Source organism: Lederbergia galactosidilytica (assembly GCF_017873565.1).
GTDB lineage: Bacteria > Bacillota > Bacilli > Bacillales > Bacillaceae_C > Lederbergia > Lederbergia galactosidilytica.
The window spans coordinates 105,451-128,194 of the sequence record NZ_JAGGKH010000011.1; the positions used below are offsets into that span (position 1 = coordinate 105,451).

Consider the following 22,744-nt stretch of genomic DNA (forward strand, 5'->3'; position numbering starts at 1 on the left):
TTTAATATGAAATTCGTAATGACCTTTGTATGGGCCTTCATTCTTGGACAGGTCTTGTGCTATGTTATTTCATCTATGACCAGTACTGCATTTAATGTCGGAACTGCTTCCATCTTTGGTGTGATAATCTTTATTTTGGTTTCTTTGATCGGATCTGTATCAATTACACCACCGCCCGCTACTGACGAACGTTAATAAATTTACTTTACTACTAAAAGTAACTGAGTATTGGGCATTTAAATTTATGAATACTTCTCTTTCGGTAACAAATGGATTAGAAATTATAGTGAAAAACGCTGGTATTATAATCAGCGTTTTTGTTTTGCTTTTTAATACCATTGCTAAGCACTTTGAAAAACTGGTCTTTTGTCGTGAATCAACTTAAGGCATCTTTAAATGACTTTTCTTTCGGAAAAATTGTTTTGCTCTTTCATAAAGTCCTTCACCATAAACTCTTATTTCTCCGCTGGGGAAATGTAATTGCTTTATTTTTCGGTAATCGTCAAACTTCAATAATATTTTTACACCTGATATATAAATGGGGACATTCTCCTAGATCGTTCATTTAAAATTAATAATTTCTCAATAAAATTGGCATACCAAATCACTTTCAATTCAGTATGCCATAATAAAGCTAGATCTCTCTTTTTCACTAAGGCAGTGAACCCTTTGCCACTCGGCTTGTTTTTAGAACTGATGATTCGATAATTTTTTTGACTTGTAGATAACTTAGTGAATGACCCCTCCTTAACACCCTTTCGGGTTGTTTGAAGAAGGGGCTTCCTGTTTCATGAACCGTCGCATAATGGGGATGTACCAATATGTCTTACACAGTCTCCACAGGCGTAGATTATACTGTTCGGACACAACCTTGCCCTACAGTTATAGTTATTCCGTTTATGGTAAGTAACTCATCTAATCCTTTTTGTAAGATGTTTCGACTAGCATTATGGTCACGATCAAGTATCGTTCCGCATTTTGGGCAAATATGCGTACGAATCGAAAGGGACTTTTTCACTCGATTGCCACAATGGGAGCAATCTTGTGAAGTGAATTTTGGTTCTACTTTGATCAGGATCCCGCCATTTCTTTCGCATTTGTAGGCAAGCATGTTTCGAAACATGCCCCAACCTGCGTCCGAAATAGATTTTGCTAACTTTCTGTTCCGAATCATGTTTCGTATATGTAGATTTTCCACGGCAATCACCGAATAGTCCTTACTCAAGTTGTAGCTTAGTTTATGAAGAAAATCTCTGCGTTGGTTCCCCACTTTCTCATGTAGTTGACGAACTCGTTGTACCTGCTTGATATCGTTCGCTGAGCCCTTTTTCTTTTTGGAAAGCCTTCGCCGCGTTTTCTTTAATTGCCTTTCTTTTTTACGAAGAAATCTTGGATTTTCATGTGCTAGTCCATTCGAAAGAACGGCATATTGATTGATTCCAACGTCAATACCGATTGCGTTATGGATATCTAAAGTAGTTGGCAGTGCTTGTCCTTCGACACAGAAAATAGCATACCACCTATTCCCTTGACGTTTGATCATCAGTTGCTTGATTGGCGCCTTTAGTGGTCGATGAAGCAGGATATCTATTTCTCCTAACCTTGTATTGTATAATTTGCCATTGCCGGAAAAGGACATCGCCATTCGGTTCCCTTTCTTGTTGAATCCAAATTGAGGGAACGTCATACTCGTATACTCTTTATATTTTTTCTGTTTTGGGTATCTAGCGTCTTTGCGAAAAAAATTATCAAAGGCTTTTTGTAATCGCACAAATACTTCTTGCAGGGGCTGGGAAGGCATTTCTTTTAGAATGGGATAGTTCTTTTTATCCACTGTTAATTGTTTTTGCATGTCATAACGGTTGTAATTTTTCTTGTTTTGTTTATAACGGCGCTCTTTATCCAAAAGGGCAGAGTTGTAAGTTTGACGGCAGTATTGGAGCCAACGGTCGAACGTTTCTTTTTGTTTTTCTGTTGGGAAAAGCTCATATTTTTGATTGACCAACACGGCCATCACTTCCTCCGCTATATCTAACTCTATTATAGAACATTCGTTCCATAAATGAAGGCCCTTTCTCTGACTTGCGCCAACCGACATTCATCTCCCCCTTATCGTTGGGCTTCGCCCTTCACACGATTGAAGAGGGAGACTTCTTTCGAAAGTACGCTAAATTTTAAAGTCGTGGTCCACGCTTGTCAGAATGATAAAGAATATTGATACGAACCTTTCATCTGCTTAGCTATTATTTAAGTTCATTATAGTTATTTGGCCATTTTGTACATCGATCTTTAAAGTAGAAAAAGGATGAACATTTCCAGCGATAATTTCTTTTGCAAGTTTCGTTTCAATATGACTTTGCAAATATCTTTTTAGTGGACGAGCCCCATAGATTGGATCATATGCTGCTTCTGCGATAAAACGTTTTGCATCATCCGTCATTTCTAATTGGATATTTTGTTCATTTAAACGTCGCTGCAATTCATTCGTTAATTTACCTACAATCCCTACAATATTACTGATTGTAAGTGGTTTGAATAAAATAATATCATCTATTCTATTGAGAAATTCTGGGCGGAACGCTGTACGCAGTTGTCCCAATACAAGCTCTTTTGTTTTTTCATCAATCTCTTCTTGATCGTTGTCGCGTTCCAAAAGGTGGGCCGATCCGATATTAGAAGTCATAATAATAACTGTATTTTTAAAATCAATTCTTCTTCCTTGAGAGTCAGTAATCCGTCCATCATCGAGCATCTGTAACAGAATATTAAATACTTCAGGATGAGCTTTCTCAATTTCATCTAATAATATAACAGAATAAGGCTTTCTGCGAACTGCTTCTGTTAGTTGTCCGCCCTCCTCATAGCCAACATAACCGGGTGGTGCTCCGATTAAGCGCGATACAGCATGTTTTTCCATGTATTCTGACATATCGATACGAATCATATGTTCTTCACTGTCAAACAAAGTTTCTGCAAGAGCTTTAGCCAATTCCGTTTTCCCTACACCTGTTGGTCCTAGGAAAATAAACGAACCAATTGGTCGATTGGGATCCTTAATCCCTGCTCTTGCCCGTAAGACTGCATTACTCACGAGCTCAACGGCATCATCCTGTCCAATCACACGTTTATGCAAAATAGACTCTAATTTTAATAATTTTTCCCTTTCCCCTTCAACTAATTTCATGATGGGAATCCCTGTCCAACGTGATACAATTTCAGCGATCTCATCCTCTGTTACTTCTTCCTTAACAAGCCGATTTTCATCTGCTTGATGAGCAATGACCCTCTCTTCCATTGCTTTCAATTCCTTTTCAATGGCAGGAATCTTTCCATGTCGAAGCTCTGCCGCACGATTGAGATCATACTGATTTTCAGCGTCTTCTAACTCCCTGCGAAATGTCTCTAATTCTTCTCTTTTTCCCTGAAGTTGTAAAATTTCATCTTTCTCTGCTTGCCATTTTGCCTTCATTTCATCTGCTTTTTCTTTAAGATCTGCTAGTTCTTTCTGCAGGATCTCCAGGCGCTCTTTACTTGCCTCATCATCTTCTTTTCGTAGTGCGGCTTCTTCAATTTCCAATTGCATTACTCTTCTTGTTACTTCATCAAGTTCTGTCGGCATTGAATCAATTTCTACGCGGATATTAGCACATGCTTCATCTACTAGATCGATCGCTTTATCTGGGAGGAATCGATCGGTGATATAACGATCAGACAAAGTGGTTGCTGCCACTAGAGCTCTGTCATGAATATTAACCCCATGGTGAATTTCAAATCGTTCTTTAAGTCCTCGTAATATTGAAATTGTATCTTCTGCTGTAGGCTCAGTGACTAAAACCTTTTGAAAACGCCGCTCTAAAGCTGCATCTTTTTCAATGTGTAGCCGATATTCATCTAAAGTGGTCGCACCAATGCAATGTAATTCTCCCCGGGCCAACATAGGTTTCAACATATTACCGGCGTCCATGGCACCTTCTGCTTTTCCGGCCCCTACAATTGTATGAATTTCGTCAATAAATAGGAGAATTTTCCCTTCGCTCTTTTTCACTTCCTGTAAGACAGCTTTTAAGCGTTCTTCAAATTCTCCTCGAAATTTAGCCCCTGCAATTAAAGAACCTAAATCAAGGGAAAAAATTGTTTTATCCTTTAGCCCTTCTGGTACATCTTTCCTTACAATTCTTTGCGCTAGTCCTTCTACAATCGCTGTTTTCCCAACACCAGGTTCCCCAATTAAAACGGGGTTATTCTTTGTTTTTCGCGATAAGATGCGTATGACATTTCGTATCTCTTGGTCACGACCAATGACAGGGTCGAGTTTCCCTGTCTTTACTTCAGCCACAAGGTCCCTTCCATATTTTTTTAATACTTCATATGTCGCCTCAGGATTTTGCGAAGTCACATGCTGTCCTCCTCTGATCCGGTCAATTTCATTTTTTAAATTTTTTTCCGTGATTCCTTTTAAAGCTAAATATTTTGATAATTCATTGTTAGGTAAATCCATTGAGGCTACGGCAATGTGCTCAACAGATATATACTCATCTTTCATTTTTTCTTTCACTTTTTCTGCTACCCGTAACAAATTCTGTAAATCCGAACTAAGATACTGTCCTCCCTGTATCCCTTCCCCTGTCACTTCGGGTTTTGCCGCAATGAATTGATCAATTTGTTGCTGGATTTCACTTTTTCCTAAACCCAAATGTTCATATAACCGAGCAAGTAAACTATCATTTTTCTCCAATAAGGCATACCATAGATGAACCACATCCACTTCAGGATGATTTTCTTTCATAGCCTTTTGTTGAGCTTCAACAAATCCTTCTTGCATCGTCATCGTCATATTGCTTAGATCCATCAAATCACATCCTATCATTTAATACATTTATTATGATGAAAAAGAAAGGGCTCATAAGAAAAACAACCTCTTAGGTGGGAACAGGCGGGCTGAGGAATTCATACGGTACTGTTCAACCTCTCGATTCCGTGTTACTTACCCTTTTTCTACGAAAAACAGCGGAAGACTTCCAAAAGGAGCTTCCGCCATCTTATCATGGACTAAGATAAATACTTTTTATTCACTAGTCATTTATTATAAATTCCCGGTTCAAACTTTTTTAATCATTATTGTTTAGGAAATTCCTAATGCTATCTTTGCGTAACGTGACATTTTATCTTTAGACCATGGTGGATTCCAAACGATGTCCACATCTACTTCTTTAACTTCAGGTATATCCACAAGTGCCGCGTTTACCTGATCGACAATTACTGGTGCTAGTGGGCATCCCATCGAGGTTAAAGTCATTGTCACTTTTGTTAAGCCATTCTCATCCATATCAACATCATAAACCAATCCTAGGTTAACAATATCGATTCCTAGTTCTGGGTCAATAACTTGTTCAAGCGCACCAAATATATTTTCTTTCAAAGCTTCATCCATGCTTTTTTTCCTCCTTTTAGAAGTCTCTTCTTTATTCTATCATACCAAAATAGTAGAAAAATCAAACTAAAATGACCTCAATATCAATGACTAATAAACATCCTATACGTTTATCGCAGTATCGTGTTGAATAGATAAATGATCTTCAAACCAACTAACTGTTTCTAATAGAGCCTCTCGACTGACCTTATGGCCTGCTTTTTCATCTACAATAAAATGGAGATTGGCAGGCGATTGTGAATATGCTTCTTTAACTTTTTCATAAAAGTTATAAGTTGGCTGAAATGGTACAATTGGATCCTGCTTTCCATGCCAGATCAATAAAGGCCGTTGTGCAAGTTTTTCAGAACTAGCACTTAAATCAAAAGGCCTTAAAGCTGCAAATTCATGTTCCAGCTCTTCGTCTGAAAAAGGAAGCTTTATCCCTGATTTTTTTAGTTGTGTGATTTGCCCTCTTGCTAGCATTTCATAATTGGGACTTCCCATTAAGGAGACAGCTGCTTTAATCCATTTATATTGTGTAAGAGCACCAAAAGTAATGATTCCACCCATAGAGGTACCAACAAGGCCAATTTTTTCAGGTTCAGCTAATTCTTTATTAACCAATTCATTTTTCAATTCTTCTATTTCAGAGATCGTCTGTACAACCATCCGCCAAAATTGAAACATCATTTCTTTGCTGTTTTGTCCATTATTTCTTTCGCCATGAAATTGAACATCTGGCAATATTACCCGAAATCCCTTTTCAGCCAATAAATAGGCGAAATGGAGATTATGTTCTTTTGCAGACGTAAACCCATGAATAAAAAACACGAGTGGTCGTGCAAGGTCATGATATTCATTTTTTATAACATGAAGAAATGGAATATTTTTTAGCTTTTCATTATGAATCTCAATCATGCTGGTTCCCCTTTACAAAATTGACTTTCAAGCATATCCATCTTATCACTATAAAGAAAAAGTTCCAAATTGTGTGCAGGTTTATAAGACTTTTTCTAACTTTGTGATTGTGCTTTTCACTTAAAATCGGTAAACTTAAGGCAATTAACCAGTCTTTATTATATTTTATCTATAGGAGTGATTCGGGATGACGGTAAAAATATTTGCAGACAGTGCGTCTGATTTGCCATTATCGTATTTTCAGGAGCAAGATATTCAATTAATCCCTCTCCAAGTACATTTAAATAACAAAAATTATTTAGATTTGGAAACTATAACACCAAATGAAATATACGAAGAGATTCGAGCAGGAAAAATGCCGAAAACTTCTCAAGCCTCCCCACAATTATTTCAGGAATTATTTACTAATTTAGCAAAACAAGGGAATAAAGGTTTGTATATTGCTTTTTCTTCTGAATTATCGGGAACTTATCAAACAGCTGTTATGATTCGTGACCAAGTGAAAGAAGAATATCCAGAATTAGACTTAACGATTATTGACACAAAATGCGCGTCTATTGGTTATGGATTATGTGTTCAGGCTGCAGTTGAAAAATTAAAAACTGGAGCTACACTAGCTAAAATTATTGCTGAAGTAGAATTTCATTGTGAACATATGGAACATTTGTTTACTGTTGAAGATTTAGATTTCCTTGCACGCGGAGGTCGGTTATCTAAAGCTTCGGCCTTTTTAGGTGGGCTATTAAACATTAAACCCCTTCTTCATGTTGAGGATGGAAAACTCGTTCCGATCGAAAAAATTCGAGGCAAGAAGAAATTACTGAAACGTATCTTAGATGTGATGGAAGAGCGTGGTGTCAATCTAGAAAATCAAACTATCGGTATTAGCCATGGAGATGATGAAGAACTCGCACAAGAAATGAAAAACATGATTAAAGAACGATTTGGTACAAAAAAATTCTATATAAATATTATCGGTGCTGTGATCGCTTCTCATGCTGGGCCAAGTACGCTTGCGATCTTTTTCCTAAATAGCGAAAGAGCATAATAATTCGCTTTAAAAGGAAAGATAAATACCATCTCCACAAGAAAGGAGCTGGTATAAATGCGTTACAACACCTCTGATAATGACAAAAAAGCAAGGGATAACCAAGCTACCCATGAGGCCAAAAATGAAATACGTGAGAAAAATCGCAAGGCAGGAAAACATCAATTTTCAAAGAAAACAGATCATTTGTAGGAGCACATTGCTCCTCTTTTTTTATGAATTCTCTTTCTTTGCTTTCTCGGATTTAAAATAAAAGTTGACTCGTTATTAGGTGGACTGTGTAAACAAGCCGTTTTCAAGACACTTAAAAGCGGCTATAAGTGTCTCCCGGCGTTAAAGTTGTTCCCTTAAGCTTAATCTACTATAATTAAAGGAAGTATATTTTCGGGAGGGAAAAAGATGGCAAAAGAAAATTCATTCGATATTGTTTCAAAAGTAGATTTATCGGAAGTAACAAACGCGATAAATATTGCCATGAAAGAAATTCAAACTAGGTATGATTTTAAAGGAAGTAAAAGTGAAATTAGCTTACAAAATGATGAACTTGTCCTCATTTCTGATGATGAATTCAAAATGAAACAACTAAAAGATGTATTACTTAGTAAACTAATCAAAAGAGATGTTGCTATTAAAAATCTGGACTATGGTAAGTTAGAAAATGCCTTTGGTGGAACGGTGCGACAAAAAGCGAAAATCGTCCAAGGAATCGATAAAGAAAACGCAAAAAAAATCAATACACTCATTAAACAAAGCGGTATTAAAGTGAAAAGCCAAACTCAAGATGAGCAAATTCGTGTAACTGGTAAAAACCGAGATGATCTCCAGCAAGTGATTCATCTGATCAAAGAGGCAGACCTTCCAATAGATGTTCAATTTGTCAATTATCGATAACAGTCCATTATACATATAAAGATATTATGAAACTTGTGGTCAAGTAATTTTAGAACAAAGCAAGTGAGAAAAACTCATTCTTCTCACTTGCTTTTATTTTTTCAATAAACGGTTGAAACAAAATGTGTAAAACTCCTTAAAGTGGAAGAATGAAGCAAGATCCTAAATACATAAATAAGCTATTCGGATTATCATGTAGAAAAACGAATAAAACACGCGAGACGACTATAGGAAATAAGGAGATCGGCAACACCTCGGAGGCGATGCTTGTGAGACTTGACCCGCCCACAGAAGGGGCATACTCCATTTGCGGTAACCAAAAACTATAACTCATACTCTATTTTTCCGATTACCCAATAAATTAAAGCTATCTTAAAAGTCAAATCACCTCTAAGATAGCTTCTATTTTTTATTCGATTGGTCTGTTCTTCCCTCTCCTCCATGCTATATACATGAATGTGCCAAAAAGGGCAAACACGATAAAAATGCTGAAGATGAAAAGGATATTATAGCCGCTTTTCTCCATCATTTTATAGATCTCTGCTTGATCTCGATCAATTACTAAATGATATTCTCCATCTGTACTTCTCACAAGATCAGTATTTAGTAATCCTCTTAATTCTTTTTCGTCTTCTAATTGATCTTTCGTTAAGTGAATGGATTGATCTTTTGTAGTATTATTGATCGCGATAACAAGAGTATCTGACTTATATTGTCGCTTATAGACAACCATTCCATCTTTCTCATACAAAACTTCGATTGTTCCCTTTGTTAATGCGGGTTGCTCCTTACGTATTTGTCCCAATTTTGAAATATAATCACTTAATTCTTTATCAGCTCGAAAATTCATTAAAGGAATATTGTCTGGCAAGTCTTTTCCATCTACAGCTGTTTCGGTTCCATAATAGATCATGGGAATTTCCGGTTGTGTATATAAAAGTGTTAATGCCTGCTTCCATCCAGTAATAGGATAAGTTCCTTTTTCAGACATTTCACCAGTATACCTAGGAGTATATTGATTATCGAAAAAACTTATCCTGTTCGCTAATTTCTCCTCATTTTCTTCCCATATATTAAATAAAGGCTGAACTGATTGATTTCGTTCGGATAGTTCTGCCCTCAACAACTGATTTACAGGAACATTCACCATGGCATCAAATCCAAGTTGGTCATAAGCTTCTAAATCGGATTGATCTAATTCCTCTTCAAATCCCGAAATAAATACATCCTTTTTTGCTTTCTTAATTTCTGAAATAAAATGTTCCCAATAGGTTGGAGTTAATTCTCCAATATGATTAAACTGAAGTCCATCTATCCCGGTATCAATCCAATAGAATGCTGCCGATAAAAGACTTTCCTCTAAATTCGGGTATTCCTCGGGAGACATTACAGGGATTTCGAGGATAATTTTCATTTTTCGGTCATGAACTTCCTCTACAAGTTGTTTAAATTCCTCCATCGTACCAAAATGAGGCTCAGGTTTTGTATAATCCTTTATCCATTCCCCATGAAATCCCCCTTCTTCGTTCGCAAAAACGGAAGAAAGCTGAACAACTGTGAAATTCATCTCTTGTATGTAATCAAGCTGATCGATAATCCCTTGGAAATCTCCACCTTGATAATGTAATGGTTCTTGGACATTTACTTCATAATCATTGTCCACATCCCCATCTGAGAAGCGATCTACCATAAGAGAATAGATTAACTCATTTTGCCAATTTTGTTCATTTATCTCTTCCGCACTGGCCGTAATTGTAACGGATAGAAATAATTGACTGAATAGTATTGTAATCATTATCTTTTTTAACAAAATCAATAACCTCCACAAGAAAAGCGCAAACACCTATTTTGTAGTGAATAACTAAGTGTGACGTTCTAACAAATAATCTGTTGGCCTCTATATAATTTTGCGCACAAGTTACGGGTGTGTTGTCACCACCACTCGATACAGCAGGCAAATTGCTAAGAGCTTGGCGGTGGTTTTCCCTCCATTTTTTGATTACTTGATCTCGGACTTTGTAACCTATAACTAGGCAGTATGATCAATCCGTATGGTGGTTGGTATGGAGCTTACACATAATTGAAAGCCAATATTTCTAACTGCTGAGCGCTGAATCTAGAGCTACACTTGCCAAATTTTATACTTTCTTTGCTGAAAAAAAACCGCAATCATGCGGTTTTAAGATGCAAACCAGTTCCAACCAAGTGGAAGCCTTGCACCAAGGTAAAAGGTGACCAAAAATGCGATCACAAGAATCGTCCAGAACACCCCTGTTTTTTTACCAAGCTTTGTCCGAATTAAGACCATTTCCATCATCGCGATCACAACTACCCCAAAGAGGAATTTCACCCCGTAAAGAGCTGGATCAAAATTACTCCATTTTGAGAAGAGTAACACTCCAGTTGCGATAATCAATAAATAAAAAACGCGCAAAATCATTTGTACGATGGTCATCGCCTTCTCTTTTCCACTTTTGTGGAGAACAACCGCGACGATGAATAAAATAATTGCAATCACCCAAGTTGTAACATGGGCATCAGTGCGATCAAACATCCATTTCCCTCCTATTAAAAAGTCCAATTAGACTAACGGTGGTTTCATATTATCATATATAGGCTAAAAACCACAGAAATAACCATCTATTTCACAATATTGTACATTTTACCTTTACATTCGATTTTCTTATAACATTTCTAGCTTGTTCCGTTGTCCGTAGCAGTTTCGCCTTTGGGTATATTTTTCTTATTCCGCCCATATGTAAAAAAGCGCCAAAGCTTTTCTATAGGGCCTTGCTTAAATTTGGATAACCAAATTTCTGCAAAAATAATTTGTAAAACAAAAATCCCAGCTGCCAGCCATGTGCCTGTAGCAACTGACATCTTCCCATATAAGCCTAATCCATATGAATAAAATATTAATGTCCCAATAATTGATTGACTTAAATAAATTGTGATCGACATTCTGCCCGCACTCGCAAGAGGTTTTAATAATTTAGCGATAAACTGATTGGACATCAAAAGAACGATAAGAGCAATATATGCAATACTTAGTAATGGACCACCAATCATATCCTGGATAAATTGATTACCGATCGTACGCCCAAATGCTAGGGGTAGAATTTTCCCAACCAAACCAAGCAATAAAAACACAAAAAATATTACTGTCCATAAAATTTTATGACGTTTTGCCTTTTCCAGCCATTTCAATTTAGCAGCTCCTGCACCAATCATCATAAATGGCAGGATCATAAAGAGAATCATAATAAAGTTGGCTGGGCCGTTCGCCATATACCAATCTAAAACTCGCCTTTGGGTAATTTCCCAAAACGTGCCATCCGCATAAATTTGCGCTGAAAGTTCTAGATTCATAATATCTGTAAACTCGCCCAGTGTTGATGTATCGATGAAAGAAACCATGATCAATATAAAACTCATAAATAATTGTGGCAATATATACACAGCAATACCAATAGAGATTAATAATGGACCAGATAATCTAAGCATAGGTATCAACAATAGACCCATTAGAGCATATGTTATTAAAATATCCCCATGCCAAATTAGGAAGGCATGAACAATTCCAAATATTAATAGAACAAGTAATCTCCGCACACTAATCTTCCAAAATGAAGTGCCTCTTAAATGAAAGCGATTCTGCATTAATACCATTCCATAACCAAACATCATCGCGAAAATCGGGTAGAAGCTCGCTTGCACTAAAACATCAATCCACATATAAGAAGTTAGATCATCATATTGCCACCATTCATACGGGTTATAATAACTAAACGGCGAATGGAAGCTTAACATATTAACAATAAAAATTCCCAGTAGGGAAAAACCTCTCAGACTATCGAGGCTTTGCAATCGATCTCTCGATACAGTTGGACTTAAAGTACGCTCCATAATTAAATACTCTCCCCATCTCCTTTTTCTCACATCGTATTTATTCTAACCTCTTCACCCATAAAAGCACAATTCTCTTAGCCTTTTCATAACATAAATTGTTACAAACTCTCGAACCGATCCCCTTATATTTTAGACATCATGACAAATATAGCAAAGGAGTGAACGGTTATGCCCGGTTTTGTCGGAGCCGTTCAAATCATTAGTATTGGCAGCTCTGGAATTTTTAATGTTGGGGACGTTTTTCAACTACACCCTGTTTCTTCATCTAAAGTGTTTTCAGGTGCTGGGTCCTTTAATACAGGAGAGAAAATTGCAGTAACAAATCATTATTCCAACACAAACACGTATGATAATGACGCAATGGATCAAGGCATCATGTTTACACTATAAGTTTTTTATTAGGGAGAGAAATTTATGACAATCCATATTCAACAGTCGATTCACATACAATCTATTAAGATTGGTGCTCTAACCAATTCATCCGTATTACAAATTGGCACCGCTGGTGTAATTACCCCTTCCTCACATTTATACAATACAGGAGGTTTTAAAACAGCTGCCCCAGCTATTCCACAATTCGAAGAAACAATCGGAGAGACAGGTACTGAACCAAGTCTTGTTCCCTTAAGTTAATGGATAATCTATTAAGGTGGTGCAATATGGAATCTTATTATTTCCAACAGCTTTACGAACAAGTCCAACATCAGCAAAAAGAATTGAATCAGCTGCTCACAACTTTTAAAAAACTAAACAACGAATTTCAACAACTGAAGGAAAAACCTACTATCGTTGTAGAAAAATTAGAATATAAATTTGATCAATTAAAGGTTGAAACATTAGAAGGAACGCTAAATATCGGGCTAAATCCCTCTGATCTAGAAGGAATAGAAGAAATGAGCTTGCCTTCACAAGCTTATAATGGTCCTCAACAATTAAAGAGCCAGCTTCTCGAAAGAGTGACTCAATACCTGGATGAGGAAATGGATTCTTTTGTAACAGAAACTGAAAAAAGGGTGAATAAGAAACTAAATAATCAGTATAGAAATCTTATTAAAGAAGATATCCAAAAACAATTACCAGCAAGAATCGATCATTATATTCAGCAATCTTTACGTCAATCCAATCGAGAGCAAACAGAAGAACAGCACTCAGAAAGTATCTATCAGCAGGTGATCGAAGACATTCGTCAGGGTATTTATGCTTTTATTTCTCAATTACCAGAAGCTCCAAATCACAATCAGAATTAATAGAATAAGGAGGCTTACCATGAATTTAAATGTTGTCAATCGCGAACTTTGTGTAGGGGATATTAATATAAAAGGGGTAACAACTTCTTCACTATTACTAGTGGGAGACGCAGATATCATTCAATTAAGTTCTAAGTTTGACACTCCACCTGAGTCTTTAATCATCGGCCCATTTGTCCCACTGCCATTGGAGAATGAAAATGTGGAAACGTAATTCAATGGTTCAAACCATCCACATTACCAATATTATTTTTAGTTCCATACTCGAAATCGGAGATACCGTTCGAACGAGAGGATATAGTCGGGCATTGGCAGACCAACGTAGGGAGGAAATCTTTTTTGGCAATGAAGGGAATTTTGGTACTTATTCTATTTTTTCAGAGCCTACTATAATGCCTCCTTTGCCACCGCTTCCCAAAATCGAGAAATACCATGCCTTGCCTAATATTCGGGTTGGTAATATTCGGATTAAAGGGTTATCCGCCTCCGCAATTATTCAAGTTGGAAACACCCATAATGTATATATGGATTCAAAAATCCATCATATAAGACATCTACCTGCTGAAGTCATGAATAAAGAGGAAGGAGAATAAAAAATGCCCGCTTTAATCGGACCGGTACAAATTTTTAATGTTGAAGGTGGAACAGTACATTTTGGGGATACAGCTGTCATTTCCCCTAAAGCAGCTAGCAAAACAACCACTGGATCAGGCTCAAATAGTTCAGGAGCTTTTATCGCTGTTTTAAATGGAATTAGTACAAATGGAACACTTGATACTAACTTAATTGATCAACCAACATTTGGAAATAATTAAAGACTAGGTGTGATCCACCTAGTCTTTAATTCTAGACTTTAAACCAGTATGATTAATAGGTTATTATAGTGTTAGCAAATGTCCGCCATCGAAGAAATATAAATATTTCCCTTTTATAGGAACTCCCCATATATTTTCTAAGGCTTGTTCATACAAATCTAGCTGCACTTGGTAACGTTTTGCAAGAATTGGTTTGGCTTGTGAGAATCCTCCCGGAAACTTCCCTTGAATCGTATCTGTTTTATAATCCAATAAAAATATTCCATTTTCATCTTTCCATACACAGTCAATAATTCCTTGCACCAAAATTTTTTCCTCTTGATTATTCCAATCAGAATATACAGTATGAGCGGGAATCCCCAGTGTAAAAGGTACTTCTCGATCCACCTTATTGGCTGTTAGCAATTTCTTTCCAATCTCATGTTCAAAGAAGTGTAAAATTTGCTCACTTGGAATCGCATCTTTTTGCTCCAACGTTAAAATTTCCTTCCCTACAAGTTCATCTAGTAGCAATTCGATTGATTGTAATGTTGGAGGATTCGATAGATTAATATGTTGCATTACTGTATGCATGGCTGTTCCAATTTCGGTTGGTGTTAATTGATTTTTTTCCTTCATAAATTTCGGTCGATCGTAAAGCAACTTTTGTTCTCGGGTTACCAATTGAGTGCCGCTTGTCTCATCCTTCATTTCAAAGAGTCTTTTTAGCTCTGTTACCGACTGCTTCGACATTTTTTGTGTCGCAACCATATATGGATACTGCCACTGCAATCTTTTATAAATCATTTCTTTTTCAGAAGAATTAATTGACAGAGGCTCTCCCACCTGTACCTTTGTTAACCATTCTTCATCGCGTGGCTCCTCATCTTGGCCTACATTCGCTAAAGTTTTAGGAGAAATGATATCTATCTCCCACTGTGAAGGATGTTGAAGGTGCTGCGGAGATTTCTCTCCATGAAAACCATCAATCATTTGCTCATGTCGCACAAGCGCTCTACCTACCCAATCTAGATAAGAAGTAGCTGCAGCACGTTCATGGTCCGGAAGTAACCATTCAGTCACCTTTCCTACATTCGACCATTTCTTCACTTCTTTTTCAAAGTTTTTTACACTGCCAATTAAAAATAGTTTTTCCTTTGCTCTTGTCATGGCAACGTATAATATTCTCATTTCTTCCGCTAATAGCTCCATTTTTTTCTTTTTTCTTAAAGCAATTTGAGGAAGTGAAGGATAAGAAATCCGCTTTTCAGGATTTACATATTTACTTGCGAATCCAAATTCTTTATCAAATAAGAAACTACTTTGAATATCTCTCATGTTAAACTTTTTTCCGATTCCTCCGATAAAGACGACTGGGAATTCTAGTCCCTTACTAGCGTGAATCGTCATAATACGAACAACGTCTTCTTCTTCCCCTAACGTACGGGCTACACCTAAATCATTTCCTCGCTCTTGCATTCTTTCAATAAACCTTAAAAAGCGAAACAAGCCACGAAAAGAAGTTAATTCATACTGACTGGCTCGGTCATATAGGACACGAAGGTTTGCTTGCCGTTGTTTTCCACCAGGTAATCCACCGACAAATTCATAAAAGTCAGTATCTCGATATAATTGCCAAATTAATTGTGATAAGGATCCTTCTCTAGCTAAACTTCTCCATTCTTGTAACTGAGTAAAAAACTCGGATACACGTTGATGAGCTTGTGCATATTTACGATCAGGTAAAGATGTGATAAATTGCTTCATAGCTTGATAATAACTTTTATTCCTCGATTGGATACGAATATGAGCAAGTTCTTCTTCGTTTAATCCGATGATCGGTGAGCGGAGAACAGCCGCCAGCGGAATATCTTGATCCGGATTGTCTATCACTTTTAGTAAAGACAACATAATAGACACTTCGATTGCTTCAAAATAACCCGTTGATAAATCTGCATAAACTGGAATCCCCAAGTTTTTGCATTCATCTATAATATCTGGAGCCCAACCGAGTGAACGTACAAGAATGACAATATCTTTATATTTAATTGGTTTTTCATCTTTAGATTTTAAATTGTAGACTGGTTTTCGCTCATCTACCATCTTCCTAATTTTCTGCGCGATAAGTCGAGCTTCTAATTGGGATTGCTCAAGTTCTACTAGATTAAAGTCTTCATCGTCTGTTGCTGGATCTTCTCCTTCATCAGACCGATTCACAAGAGCGATTTCCACCGGAAAAGGATCAGCTTCTGATTCTGTATAAGCAGATCCCTTCACTAATTCAGCATCTTGGCTATATTCAATTTCTCCAACTGTTGAGCCCATGATTTGTTTAAATATAAAATTAACCCCATCAAGAACCTCTCTCCTGCTACGGAAATTCTTAGATAAATCAATCCGTAGACCAGAATCTTTACCTTCAGGAGTAAAGCGCAAATATTTGTCTAGAAAAAGATTAGGTTCAGCTAAGCGAAAACGATAGATCGATTGCTTTACATCCCCAACCATAAATAAATTCCCTTCATTCTCTTCTGCGGCTGTCACAAGTCGAAGAATTGTTTCTTGAACTAAATTGACATCCTGATATTCATCAACCATAACCTCTTTAAATTGATTACGATAGATGAGGGCGATCTCTGAAGGTGCCGGTACCTGGCTTTCTTTATTTAATAAAATTTCTAAACAAAGATGCTCTAAATCAGCAAAATCGACAAGCCCTTTCTCTGTCTTTTTTAAAGAATACTGCTTCGCAAATATCTTTACTAATTCAATTAAACTTTTTAGAACTCCTTGCATTTCTTTCATATCGTTTATAAAGGAAGCTGGTTTTCTTGAAAAAAGCTCTTTCTTCAATTTTTCTAACATATTTTTAGCTTGTTTCCGATATTGATCCGCTTCCTCTATTAATTCAGGATCAAACTCCTCCCCTTTACAAGGCTTGGCCCTTGAAAATTTCCATTGATTCATAACCTCATAAAGATTTTCCCATCCTTGCAAATAGGCCTCTTCCATTCCTTTTACAATCAAAAGATCATCAAGATAGTTATCCTCTCGTGGGGAAGGACCACCAGGGAGTTGGGCTATCTCTACCGCGGATTGAAGCATTTCTTTAGCAGCTGCTAACTGAAGCTGGACATCAAATTTTAATGCGCTAATAAACGGCAATTCATCAATCGATTGATCATCCGTAATATCATACATATCCACAATTTGATCTAGCCATTGATTAGGCATAGGATGTGAACGTGAGAAATCATATAGTTTAAAGACTAATTCTTGTAAAGCATGATCACTACGATCATTTGTAAATGTATCGACAAGGCGAAAAAAAGATTCATTTTCTTCTAAACCATATTCATATTCAAATACCTCATCTAACACTTCATCACGCAGGAGGTCAGCCTCCGTCTGATCTGCAATGCGAAATCCTGGGTCAATATCAACTAAATAGTAATGACTTCTTACTATGTTTAAGCAAAAAGAATGCAAAGTGGAAAAAGACGCACTATTTAACAGCCCTAATTGCCTGCGTAAATGGGTCGACGCTGGATCTAGCTCAATTGCTTTCTCTAAAGCTTCTCCAATCCTATGTCTCATTTCAGCAGCTGCAGCATTGGTAAATGTAACAACCAAAAGCTGATCTACATTAATCGGATCATCTTTCGAAACAATTTTCTCAATGATCCGTTCAACAAGAACTGCTGTTTTTCCTGAGCCAGCTGCAGCTGCAACTAAAATATCCTGTCCTTTTGCCATAATGGCTTTCCATTGATCATCTGTCCATGTGACAGATTTAGGCTTTATCGGAATGATCGTTTTCATAAGCAGCCTCCTTTATCATTGCCAACGCATTGTTCACTGACCGTTTAGGAATCAGACGGAAATCATTTTCTTCTTGTGATGGATCAAACTGGCAGACAGGTTTAAATGCACAAAACTGACATGGTGTTTGATCATTAAACTTATAAGGGGAAATATCCACTTGCCCTCTCATAATTCGATCACCTGATTCTTTATAAACCCGTCTTACGTATTGTTGCAAGGCAGCGAAATCTTCCCTGCTTGCAGCACTTGATCGAGAAGTTAAGTGACCATCTTTTTTCAAACCAGCCGGGATTAGATCAGATGTTCCAGATGTTAAGGATGTATCCATCAACTGAACTACATCTGCCTGTCCAAGAAGCAAACCTTTCATTTTAAATTGTTTTAAAATTTCCTTTTCAACTTGATCTTCTGATAAATTTTGCTCACTCTCCACCATCGGGTTATGAACATGAAAATAAAGGACACCTGCTGGAGTGGCTTCTGTTCCGATTAATTGTGTTGCATGAGTAATAACAATATCCAAATAGGTCAGCATTTGCAAAGACAATCCATATAAAACTTCATTTAAATCTAATGCTCTTGCACTAGATTTATAGTCGATCACTCTTAAGTAGAAACCATTTTCATCCTCCGCTTTGTCGACCCGATCAATTCTCCCTTGAAGCTGCATTTTTGTTCCATTTTTAAGGGTAAAGGTTAATGGAGGTAAATCTTTGAATGGGCCGAAAGCTAACTCTATCCCAATTGGATCAAATCCACTTGATTTCGCATGTTGACCAAGAATAAATGTAGCTCTGGCAATAATTTTCTCTAATTTTCTTTTTATATAAAAATACCGATTTGTGCTTAATAATATCTGGTTCAAGAGCTTAGGTGCTAATTGGTTCACGGCCTTTTTCGCTAGTTTTATAGATTCCGAATGATTTAAATGCCGCCACTCTATCTGCTGCTGTTTCATTTCATTCGCAATCCATTTTAATGCCGCATGGAATAAATCCCCTATATGGGGGGCTTCCAATCGGAAAACATCTCTTTCATGTAATCGAAGTCCATGTGCACTAAAATGCGAAAATGGACATGCATGGAACAACTCCATCCTCGACACACTCGCTAATATTTCCTTTCCATATAACTCTTGGCTTGTTTCATCTGTTAATTCTTTTGCCTTATTACTAGAAAATAAGCTAGATAATATGCGTTGTGCTTTTATTTTCCTCTCAGGATGCTCTATAAAAAAGTTAAACACATCCCACCAAAAATCAGCAATCGGATAATTTCTTTTCTTCATTTGTAATTGCCTTGATAAATAGGAAATGGCAGTGGTCGGATGAGAAACATAAGCTAATTGCTCCTCAAAATCAAGCTCTACTGGTTCATTCACTGCATAGCTTGTATTCATTTCCGGAAATAATCCTTGAATTCTCTTTAAATATGGTGAAGGTAGCAATGCTTTTCCCTCTTCAGTTGCAAGTGGATAGGAGATGTATAGTTTTTGGCTTGAAATTGTAAGAGCACGATAAGCGACAAAATCTTCATCTAAAGCAAGCTCCTTTCCGCTTGGAGCTAGCTTTATACCCGTTTCTTGCAAACTTGTCCTATCCTCTTCTGAGAAAACACCATCATTTTCAAAGCCTGTTGGTAAGACACCATCATTCAAACCTGCTATAAAAGCAACTTTTATGTTAGCAAGCCTAGATAACTCCAAATTTGCAATCGAGACCTGATCGATTGCAGGCGGGATTAAGGAGAACTTCGCAGCTTCCAATCCTGCGTCCAATATAGCCGTAAATTTTGTAATAGATAAAGACTCATCACCGAGAATTTCTACGAATTCATCGAGTAATCCCATCACCATATCCCAAGCTTGATCATGTTCTCTAGCGGTATTTAATCTTCCTAACTTCTCAGCTTCTAGACTCCATTCTTCTAGCTTTCTAGGAATATCTAACTCTTCCAACAAGAGGTATACAGCTTCACATAATTCCCGTCCATTTTTTGCCTTTTTTAATCGTTTCGCTAATGTCTGTATTGGGGCAACTACAAGCTGGCGCGAGAGATTTAATTCTTCCTCTAGCTCCCTTTCCCCTTCTGTTTGCGGTAAACCTTCCATCTCTAGACCGGCATAACGTTTATATATCCATTTCTGCGAATTTGTCCATAGCTCTCCTTTTATTCCATTGGCAAGACAATAATTTTCCAGTCTATCCATTTTCTCTCTTAATGTTGAGAGGTTTTCATTTAAGGGGAATAAAAGATCTGTTTTCACCATTCGAAAAACAGATTCATATCGCCATTGATTACTAATCACTTCAAGAGCACTACGAATAAATTCAATCAAGGGATGATTGAGCATCGTTCGTTTTTGGTCTAGAAAAAAAGGAATATCATAATCGTAGAAAACAGTTTCTAACATTTCCTGATATTCATGTTCATTTCTCAGCAGAATGGCGATATCTTTATACCTATATCCTTCCTCCATTACAAGTCGACGAATCTCCCTAGCCATTCCTTCTATCTCAGCTCGACGATTAGAGGCGATTTTTAATTCAATCGCCGGAGGTTTAGAGTATGTTTGAAAGGGTCTTTTTTCAAACTGTGACTGAAGATGTTCTAGGCTTTCTTCTTCAAATCTGCTTGTATGATATAAAAAGACATCATCCTCTATTTCTACATGATTAGAGCGTGTTAGCTCGAACAATCGAGAATAAGTTTCGCCAGTCGTTCTAAACAAATACAAATCATCTGGCATTGTTCCATATTTAAATGGGCGATCAAGTACTAAAGCGATAGAAACTCTTTTACAATGCTTCATCAATTCCTCGATAACCCGATATTCTTGAGGGGTAAAACTATGGAATCCGTCTATATAGATTTCCGCTTCTTTTAGATAGCTTGAATCTTTTATGGATTCCGCTAGCAAATCTAGATAATCATTTGTGCCTACATGCTTTCCTTCCAAGCCTTGGATAAATTTACTATATAAAAGTTCCAAATCATGTAATTTATCTGCAAGCACTCGTGTTGAAGCTCCGAATGCTAAATCCGCCTTCTTTTCAGCCAATTCCTCGGGCTTAATACAATAATGTTGGAATTCAGTTAATACCGTTTCAATTTGTTGAATAAAACCTGTTTTATCAGAAGCTTTTTTAAATAGCTTTAGTTCCTCTTTATGTTCTTCAATAATTTTACGAATCAACATATTCATACCGGTACTGGTAATCCGGTTCCGTCCCGCTCCACCTGTTTCCTGTAAAATCCGCCAGGCAAGCCTTGTTAGACTATACACTTGAGCTCGAATCATCCCAGGAATACCCGATGTATGGATGAGTTCATATTCCGACAAAAAAGTCATTTGTTCGGGAACAATATACAAAATTGGATGACCAGTTGGTTCATTTACCAATTTCTCCTTTATTTCCTCTAAAAACATAGTTGTTTTACCTGTTCCTGAACGTCCAATCACGAATCGAAAAGACATCTATTCCCAACTCCTTTAGCTATGGAGGGTATATTCATTTTAATACTTTTATTATATCATAAACCACCTATAAAGAACGTATATTCCTATTGAAAAAGGTTGTCTAGTAAGGAGATTCCTTTGTACTAGACAACCCTCTTTATTTGTTACAACATGACGACTCCTAAAGCAATACGACTCCTGCCGCTTTGTCTGCTTTGAGGCAATTCCCTTTAATTTAGGTTTTTTTCAATGGAGTATTGACTATAAATAATAAAGTTCCGCTAATTATATAGGTTTTCAGTACCCACATAAGTCATTCTTTTTCATCCTTTTATCGATCCTTCTCTAGATTTCTACACAATAATCTGAATACCCCAAATATGTATATCACTTTTTTCGTTTTTATCCTCGCTCTTGTACTTTATCTTCAATTTTACTTTCAATTTGCTTTCCGATGAACCAAAGGATTGTAATAATCACAAGCACAATGGCCGTCCGTACAGGTTGCTTAATTAATGAAATTATATCATATCCAATAAAACTTAATGTGAAAATCATAACTGCTTTTCCACCGATAACAGCGATCATATATTGATAAATACTAATTTTCGATATCCCAGCTACAATATTCACCACAGCTGAGGGAGTAAACGGAAAACATAGTAAGAGAAACAAGGGGCCAAATCCCTTTTTTTCCAACCAGTTTGTTAAACTTTGGATTTTTTTTCGTTTTAACAAAAAGTGAAATATGCGCGTATCTCCATACCTACGAACAAGCAGAAAAACGAGCAGTGCACCTACCGAAGCCCCTATCCAAGAGTACAGAAATCCCAATCCAAGCCCAAAAGCGTTTGCGTTGGCTAATACAAAAAGAAACAAAGGCAAAAAGGGAAGAAAAGCTTCAAGCAATGGCAATAAAATTCCCGGTAATGGTCCAAATGAGCGATATTGGTCAATCAAATCCGTAATATTTTCCAATGTAAACCAGTCTTTAAACGAATGAAAGTCCATAATTTGTTATTCCTCGATCCATTATGCAAGATATTCTACTAAAAATTATATCATAAACAGATTTTCCTTTATCTATTTTTAGTATACCTTTCACAAAATCGGCTAAACTTTTCTTTATATGTTTATTAAGAATTCTCCACTCGAAAATTAACTAATCCATTATAATCTCTAATAGGAACACCGAGGATCATACATCCTCCTGACCTTTCCACAAGTTAAGTTCCCTTG

The 22,744-nt window shown here is 36.8% G+C and carries 21 protein-coding genes; 10 read left to right on the top strand and 11 right to left on the bottom strand.

What is annotated here, in order from left to right; translation table 11 throughout:
* Window positions 1–18: 18 nt before the first annotated feature.
* Complete coding sequence (locus tag J2Z23_RS12930) at window positions 19–195, top strand: DUF2929 family protein (RefSeq protein ID WP_238482760.1); 177 nt, start codon at window positions 19–21, stop codon at window positions 193–195.
* 326 nt (window positions 196–521) lie between these two features.
* Here the strand turns inward: J2Z23_RS12930 and J2Z23_RS22620 are convergent, their stop codons facing one another.
* The 5 genes from J2Z23_RS22620 to J2Z23_RS12950 all read right to left on the bottom strand — a co-directional run bounded on the left by J2Z23_RS22620 (window position 522) and on the right by J2Z23_RS12950 (window position 6,331).
* The gene (locus J2Z23_RS22620; RefSeq protein ID WP_274380136.1) at window positions 522–653 is read right to left on the bottom strand and encodes a hypothetical protein; all 132 of its coding nucleotides are present in this window, start codon (window positions 651–653) and stop codon (window positions 522–524) included.
* Window positions 654–850: 197 nt separating this feature from the next.
* The gene (locus J2Z23_RS12935) at window positions 851–2,014 is read right to left on the bottom strand and encodes an RNA-guided endonuclease InsQ/TnpB family protein (RefSeq protein WP_064468708.1); all 1,164 of its coding nucleotides are present in this window, start codon (window positions 2,012–2,014) and stop codon (window positions 851–853) included.
* Window positions 2,015–2,236: 222 nt separating this feature from the next.
* Complete coding sequence (gene clpB, locus J2Z23_RS12940; protein WP_064468691.1) at window positions 2,237–4,849, bottom strand: ATP-dependent chaperone ClpB; 2,613 nt, start codon at window positions 4,847–4,849, stop codon at window positions 2,237–2,239.
* A 273-nt stretch (window positions 4,850–5,122) separates the two neighbouring features.
* On the bottom strand, window positions 5,123–5,431 hold the full coding sequence (locus J2Z23_RS12945; protein ID WP_057982966.1) for a metal-sulfur cluster assembly factor: 309 nt from the start codon (window positions 5,429–5,431) through the stop codon (window positions 5,123–5,125).
* Window positions 5,432–5,533: 102 nt separating this feature from the next.
* On the bottom strand, window positions 5,534–6,331 hold the full coding sequence (locus tag J2Z23_RS12950) for an alpha/beta fold hydrolase (protein ID WP_057981557.1): 798 nt from the start codon (window positions 6,329–6,331) through the stop codon (window positions 5,534–5,536).
* 187 nt (window positions 6,332–6,518) lie between these two features.
* On the opposite strand from J2Z23_RS12950, the gene J2Z23_RS12955 reads away from it, so the two are divergent.
* The 3 genes from J2Z23_RS12955 to J2Z23_RS12965 all read left to right on the top strand — a co-directional run bounded on the left by J2Z23_RS12955 (window position 6,519) and on the right by J2Z23_RS12965 (window position 8,270).
* Window positions 6,519–7,379, top strand: a complete 861-nt coding sequence (locus J2Z23_RS12955; protein WP_057981556.1) for a DegV family protein — start codon at window positions 6,519–6,521, stop codon at window positions 7,377–7,379.
* Between the two features lie 57 nt (window positions 7,380–7,436).
* On the top strand, window positions 7,437–7,571 hold the full coding sequence (locus J2Z23_RS12960; RefSeq protein ID WP_082881443.1) for a DUF3941 domain-containing protein: 135 nt from the start codon (window positions 7,437–7,439) through the stop codon (window positions 7,569–7,571).
* Between the two features lie 207 nt (window positions 7,572–7,778).
* Window positions 7,779–8,270, top strand: coding sequence for a YajQ family cyclic di-GMP-binding protein (locus J2Z23_RS12965; RefSeq protein ID WP_057981555.1), 492 nt, complete (start codon window positions 7,779–7,781; stop codon window positions 8,268–8,270).
* A 409-nt stretch (window positions 8,271–8,679) separates the two neighbouring features.
* On the opposite strand, the gene J2Z23_RS12970 is transcribed toward J2Z23_RS12965, so the two are convergent.
* The 3 genes from J2Z23_RS12970 to J2Z23_RS12980 form a co-directional block, all read right to left on the bottom strand.
* Complete coding sequence (locus tag J2Z23_RS12970; RefSeq protein ID WP_057981554.1) at window positions 8,680–10,080, bottom strand: alpha-amylase family glycosyl hydrolase; 1,401 nt, start codon at window positions 10,078–10,080, stop codon at window positions 8,680–8,682.
* A 369-nt stretch (window positions 10,081–10,449) separates the two neighbouring features.
* Window positions 10,450–10,824, bottom strand: coding sequence for a YisL family protein (locus J2Z23_RS12975; RefSeq protein WP_057981553.1), 375 nt, complete (start codon window positions 10,822–10,824; stop codon window positions 10,450–10,452).
* Between the two features lie 140 nt (window positions 10,825–10,964).
* A complete protein-coding gene (locus J2Z23_RS12980; protein WP_338018428.1) occupies window positions 10,965–12,209 on the bottom strand; it encodes a DUF418 domain-containing protein in 1,245 nt (414 codons plus the stop codon).
* A 138-nt stretch (window positions 12,210–12,347) separates the two neighbouring features.
* Here J2Z23_RS12980 and J2Z23_RS12985 point away from each other — a divergent pair, with 138 nt between their 5' ends.
* From J2Z23_RS12985 to J2Z23_RS13010, 6 genes are read left to right on the top strand one after another with little or no spacing between them, the layout of a single operon-like run.
* Complete coding sequence (locus J2Z23_RS12985; RefSeq protein WP_064468693.1) at window positions 12,348–12,569, top strand: spore germination protein; 222 nt, start codon at window positions 12,348–12,350, stop codon at window positions 12,567–12,569.
* 24 nt (window positions 12,570–12,593) lie between these two features.
* Entirely contained in the window at window positions 12,594–12,812 is a 219-nt protein-coding gene (locus J2Z23_RS12990; RefSeq protein WP_057981550.1) for a spore germination protein GerPB, read from the top strand.
* A 26-nt stretch (window positions 12,813–12,838) separates the two neighbouring features.
* A complete protein-coding gene (gene gerPC / locus J2Z23_RS12995) occupies window positions 12,839–13,426 on the top strand; it encodes a spore germination protein GerPC (protein WP_057981549.1) in 588 nt (195 codons plus the stop codon).
* A 19-nt stretch (window positions 13,427–13,445) separates the two neighbouring features.
* Window positions 13,446–13,640: a hypothetical protein gene (locus tag J2Z23_RS13000; protein WP_057981548.1), complete on the top strand. Its 195-nt coding sequence runs from the start codon at window positions 13,446–13,448 to the stop codon at window positions 13,638–13,640.
* Window positions 13,627–14,019, top strand: coding sequence for a spore germination protein GerPE (locus J2Z23_RS13005; protein ID WP_064468695.1), 393 nt, complete (start codon window positions 13,627–13,629; stop codon window positions 14,017–14,019). Before J2Z23_RS13000 ends, J2Z23_RS13005 begins: the two co-directional genes overlap by 14 nt.
* 3 nt (window positions 14,020–14,022) lie before the next feature.
* A complete protein-coding gene (locus tag J2Z23_RS13010; RefSeq protein ID WP_057981546.1) occupies window positions 14,023–14,241 on the top strand; it encodes a spore germination protein in 219 nt (72 codons plus the stop codon).
* Window positions 14,242–14,304: 63 nt separating this feature from the next.
* On the opposite strand, the gene addA is transcribed toward J2Z23_RS13010, so the two are convergent.
* The 3 genes from addA to J2Z23_RS13025 all read right to left on the bottom strand — a co-directional run bounded on the left by addA (window position 14,305) and on the right by J2Z23_RS13025 (window position 22,516).
* Window positions 14,305–18,042 carry a helicase-exonuclease AddAB subunit AddA gene (addA, locus tag J2Z23_RS13015; protein ID WP_064468696.1) on the bottom strand — a complete coding sequence of 1,246 codons (3,738 nt, stop codon included), beginning with the start codon at window positions 18,040–18,042 and terminating at the stop codon, window positions 14,305–14,307.
* Window positions 18,014–21,523 (bottom strand): helicase-exonuclease AddAB subunit AddB, encoded by a 3,510-nt coding sequence (gene addB, locus J2Z23_RS13020; RefSeq protein WP_057981544.1) that lies wholly within the window; start codon window positions 21,521–21,523, stop codon window positions 18,014–18,016. Before addB ends, addA begins: the two co-directional genes overlap by 29 nt.
* A gap of 384 nt (window positions 21,524–21,907) precedes the next feature.
* A complete protein-coding gene (locus J2Z23_RS13025; protein WP_057981543.1) occupies window positions 21,908–22,516 on the bottom strand; it encodes a TVP38/TMEM64 family protein in 609 nt (202 codons plus the stop codon).
* Between the last annotated feature and the right edge of the window lie 228 nt (window positions 22,517–22,744).

What these genes read in the sequence shown, in the direction of transcription:
- J2Z23_RS12930 (WP_238482760.1), top strand. Translation starts at nt 19, where the DNA reads ATGACCTTTGTATGGGCCTTCATTCTTGGACAGGTCTTGTGCTATGTT.
- J2Z23_RS12935 (WP_064468708.1), bottom strand. Translation starts at nt 2,014, where the DNA reads ATGGCCGTGTTGGTCAATCAAAAATATGAGCTTTTCCCAACAGAAAAA.
- clpB (WP_064468691.1), bottom strand. Translation starts at nt 4,849, where the DNA reads ATGGATCTAAGCAATATGACGATGACGATGCAAGAAGGATTTGTTGAA.
- J2Z23_RS12945 (WP_057982966.1), bottom strand. Translation starts at nt 5,431, where the DNA reads ATGGATGAAGCTTTGAAAGAAAATATATTTGGTGCGCTTGAACAAGTT.
- J2Z23_RS12950 (WP_057981557.1), bottom strand. Translation starts at nt 6,331, where the DNA reads ATGATTGAGATTCATAATGAAAAGCTAAAAAATATTCCATTTCTTCAT.
- J2Z23_RS12955 (WP_057981556.1), top strand. Translation starts at nt 6,519, where the DNA reads ATGACGGTAAAAATATTTGCAGACAGTGCGTCTGATTTGCCATTATCG.
- J2Z23_RS12960 (WP_082881443.1), top strand. Translation starts at nt 7,437, where the DNA reads ATGCGTTACAACACCTCTGATAATGACAAAAAAGCAAGGGATAACCAA.
- J2Z23_RS12965 (WP_057981555.1), top strand. Translation starts at nt 7,779, where the DNA reads ATGGCAAAAGAAAATTCATTCGATATTGTTTCAAAAGTAGATTTATCG.
- J2Z23_RS12975 (WP_057981553.1), bottom strand. Translation starts at nt 10,824, where the DNA reads ATGTTTGATCGCACTGATGCCCATGTTACAACTTGGGTGATTGCAATT.
- J2Z23_RS12985 (WP_064468693.1), top strand. Translation starts at nt 12,348, where the DNA reads ATGCCCGGTTTTGTCGGAGCCGTTCAAATCATTAGTATTGGCAGCTCT.
- J2Z23_RS12990 (WP_057981550.1), top strand. Translation starts at nt 12,594, where the DNA reads ATGACAATCCATATTCAACAGTCGATTCACATACAATCTATTAAGATT.
- gerPC (WP_057981549.1), top strand. Translation starts at nt 12,839, where the DNA reads ATGGAATCTTATTATTTCCAACAGCTTTACGAACAAGTCCAACATCAG.
- J2Z23_RS13000 (WP_057981548.1), top strand. Translation starts at nt 13,446, where the DNA reads ATGAATTTAAATGTTGTCAATCGCGAACTTTGTGTAGGGGATATTAAT.
- J2Z23_RS13005 (WP_064468695.1), top strand. Translation starts at nt 13,627, where the DNA reads ATGTGGAAACGTAATTCAATGGTTCAAACCATCCACATTACCAATATT.
- J2Z23_RS13010 (WP_057981546.1), top strand. Translation starts at nt 14,023, where the DNA reads ATGCCCGCTTTAATCGGACCGGTACAAATTTTTAATGTTGAAGGTGGA.
- addA (WP_064468696.1), bottom strand. Translation starts at nt 18,042, where the DNA reads ATGAAAACGATCATTCCGATAAAGCCTAAATCTGTCACATGGACAGAT.
- addB (WP_057981544.1), bottom strand. Translation starts at nt 21,523, where the DNA reads ATGTCTTTTCGATTCGTGATTGGACGTTCAGGAACAGGTAAAACAACT.
- J2Z23_RS13025 (WP_057981543.1), bottom strand. Translation starts at nt 22,516, where the DNA reads ATGGACTTTCATTCGTTTAAAGACTGGTTTACATTGGAAAATATTACG.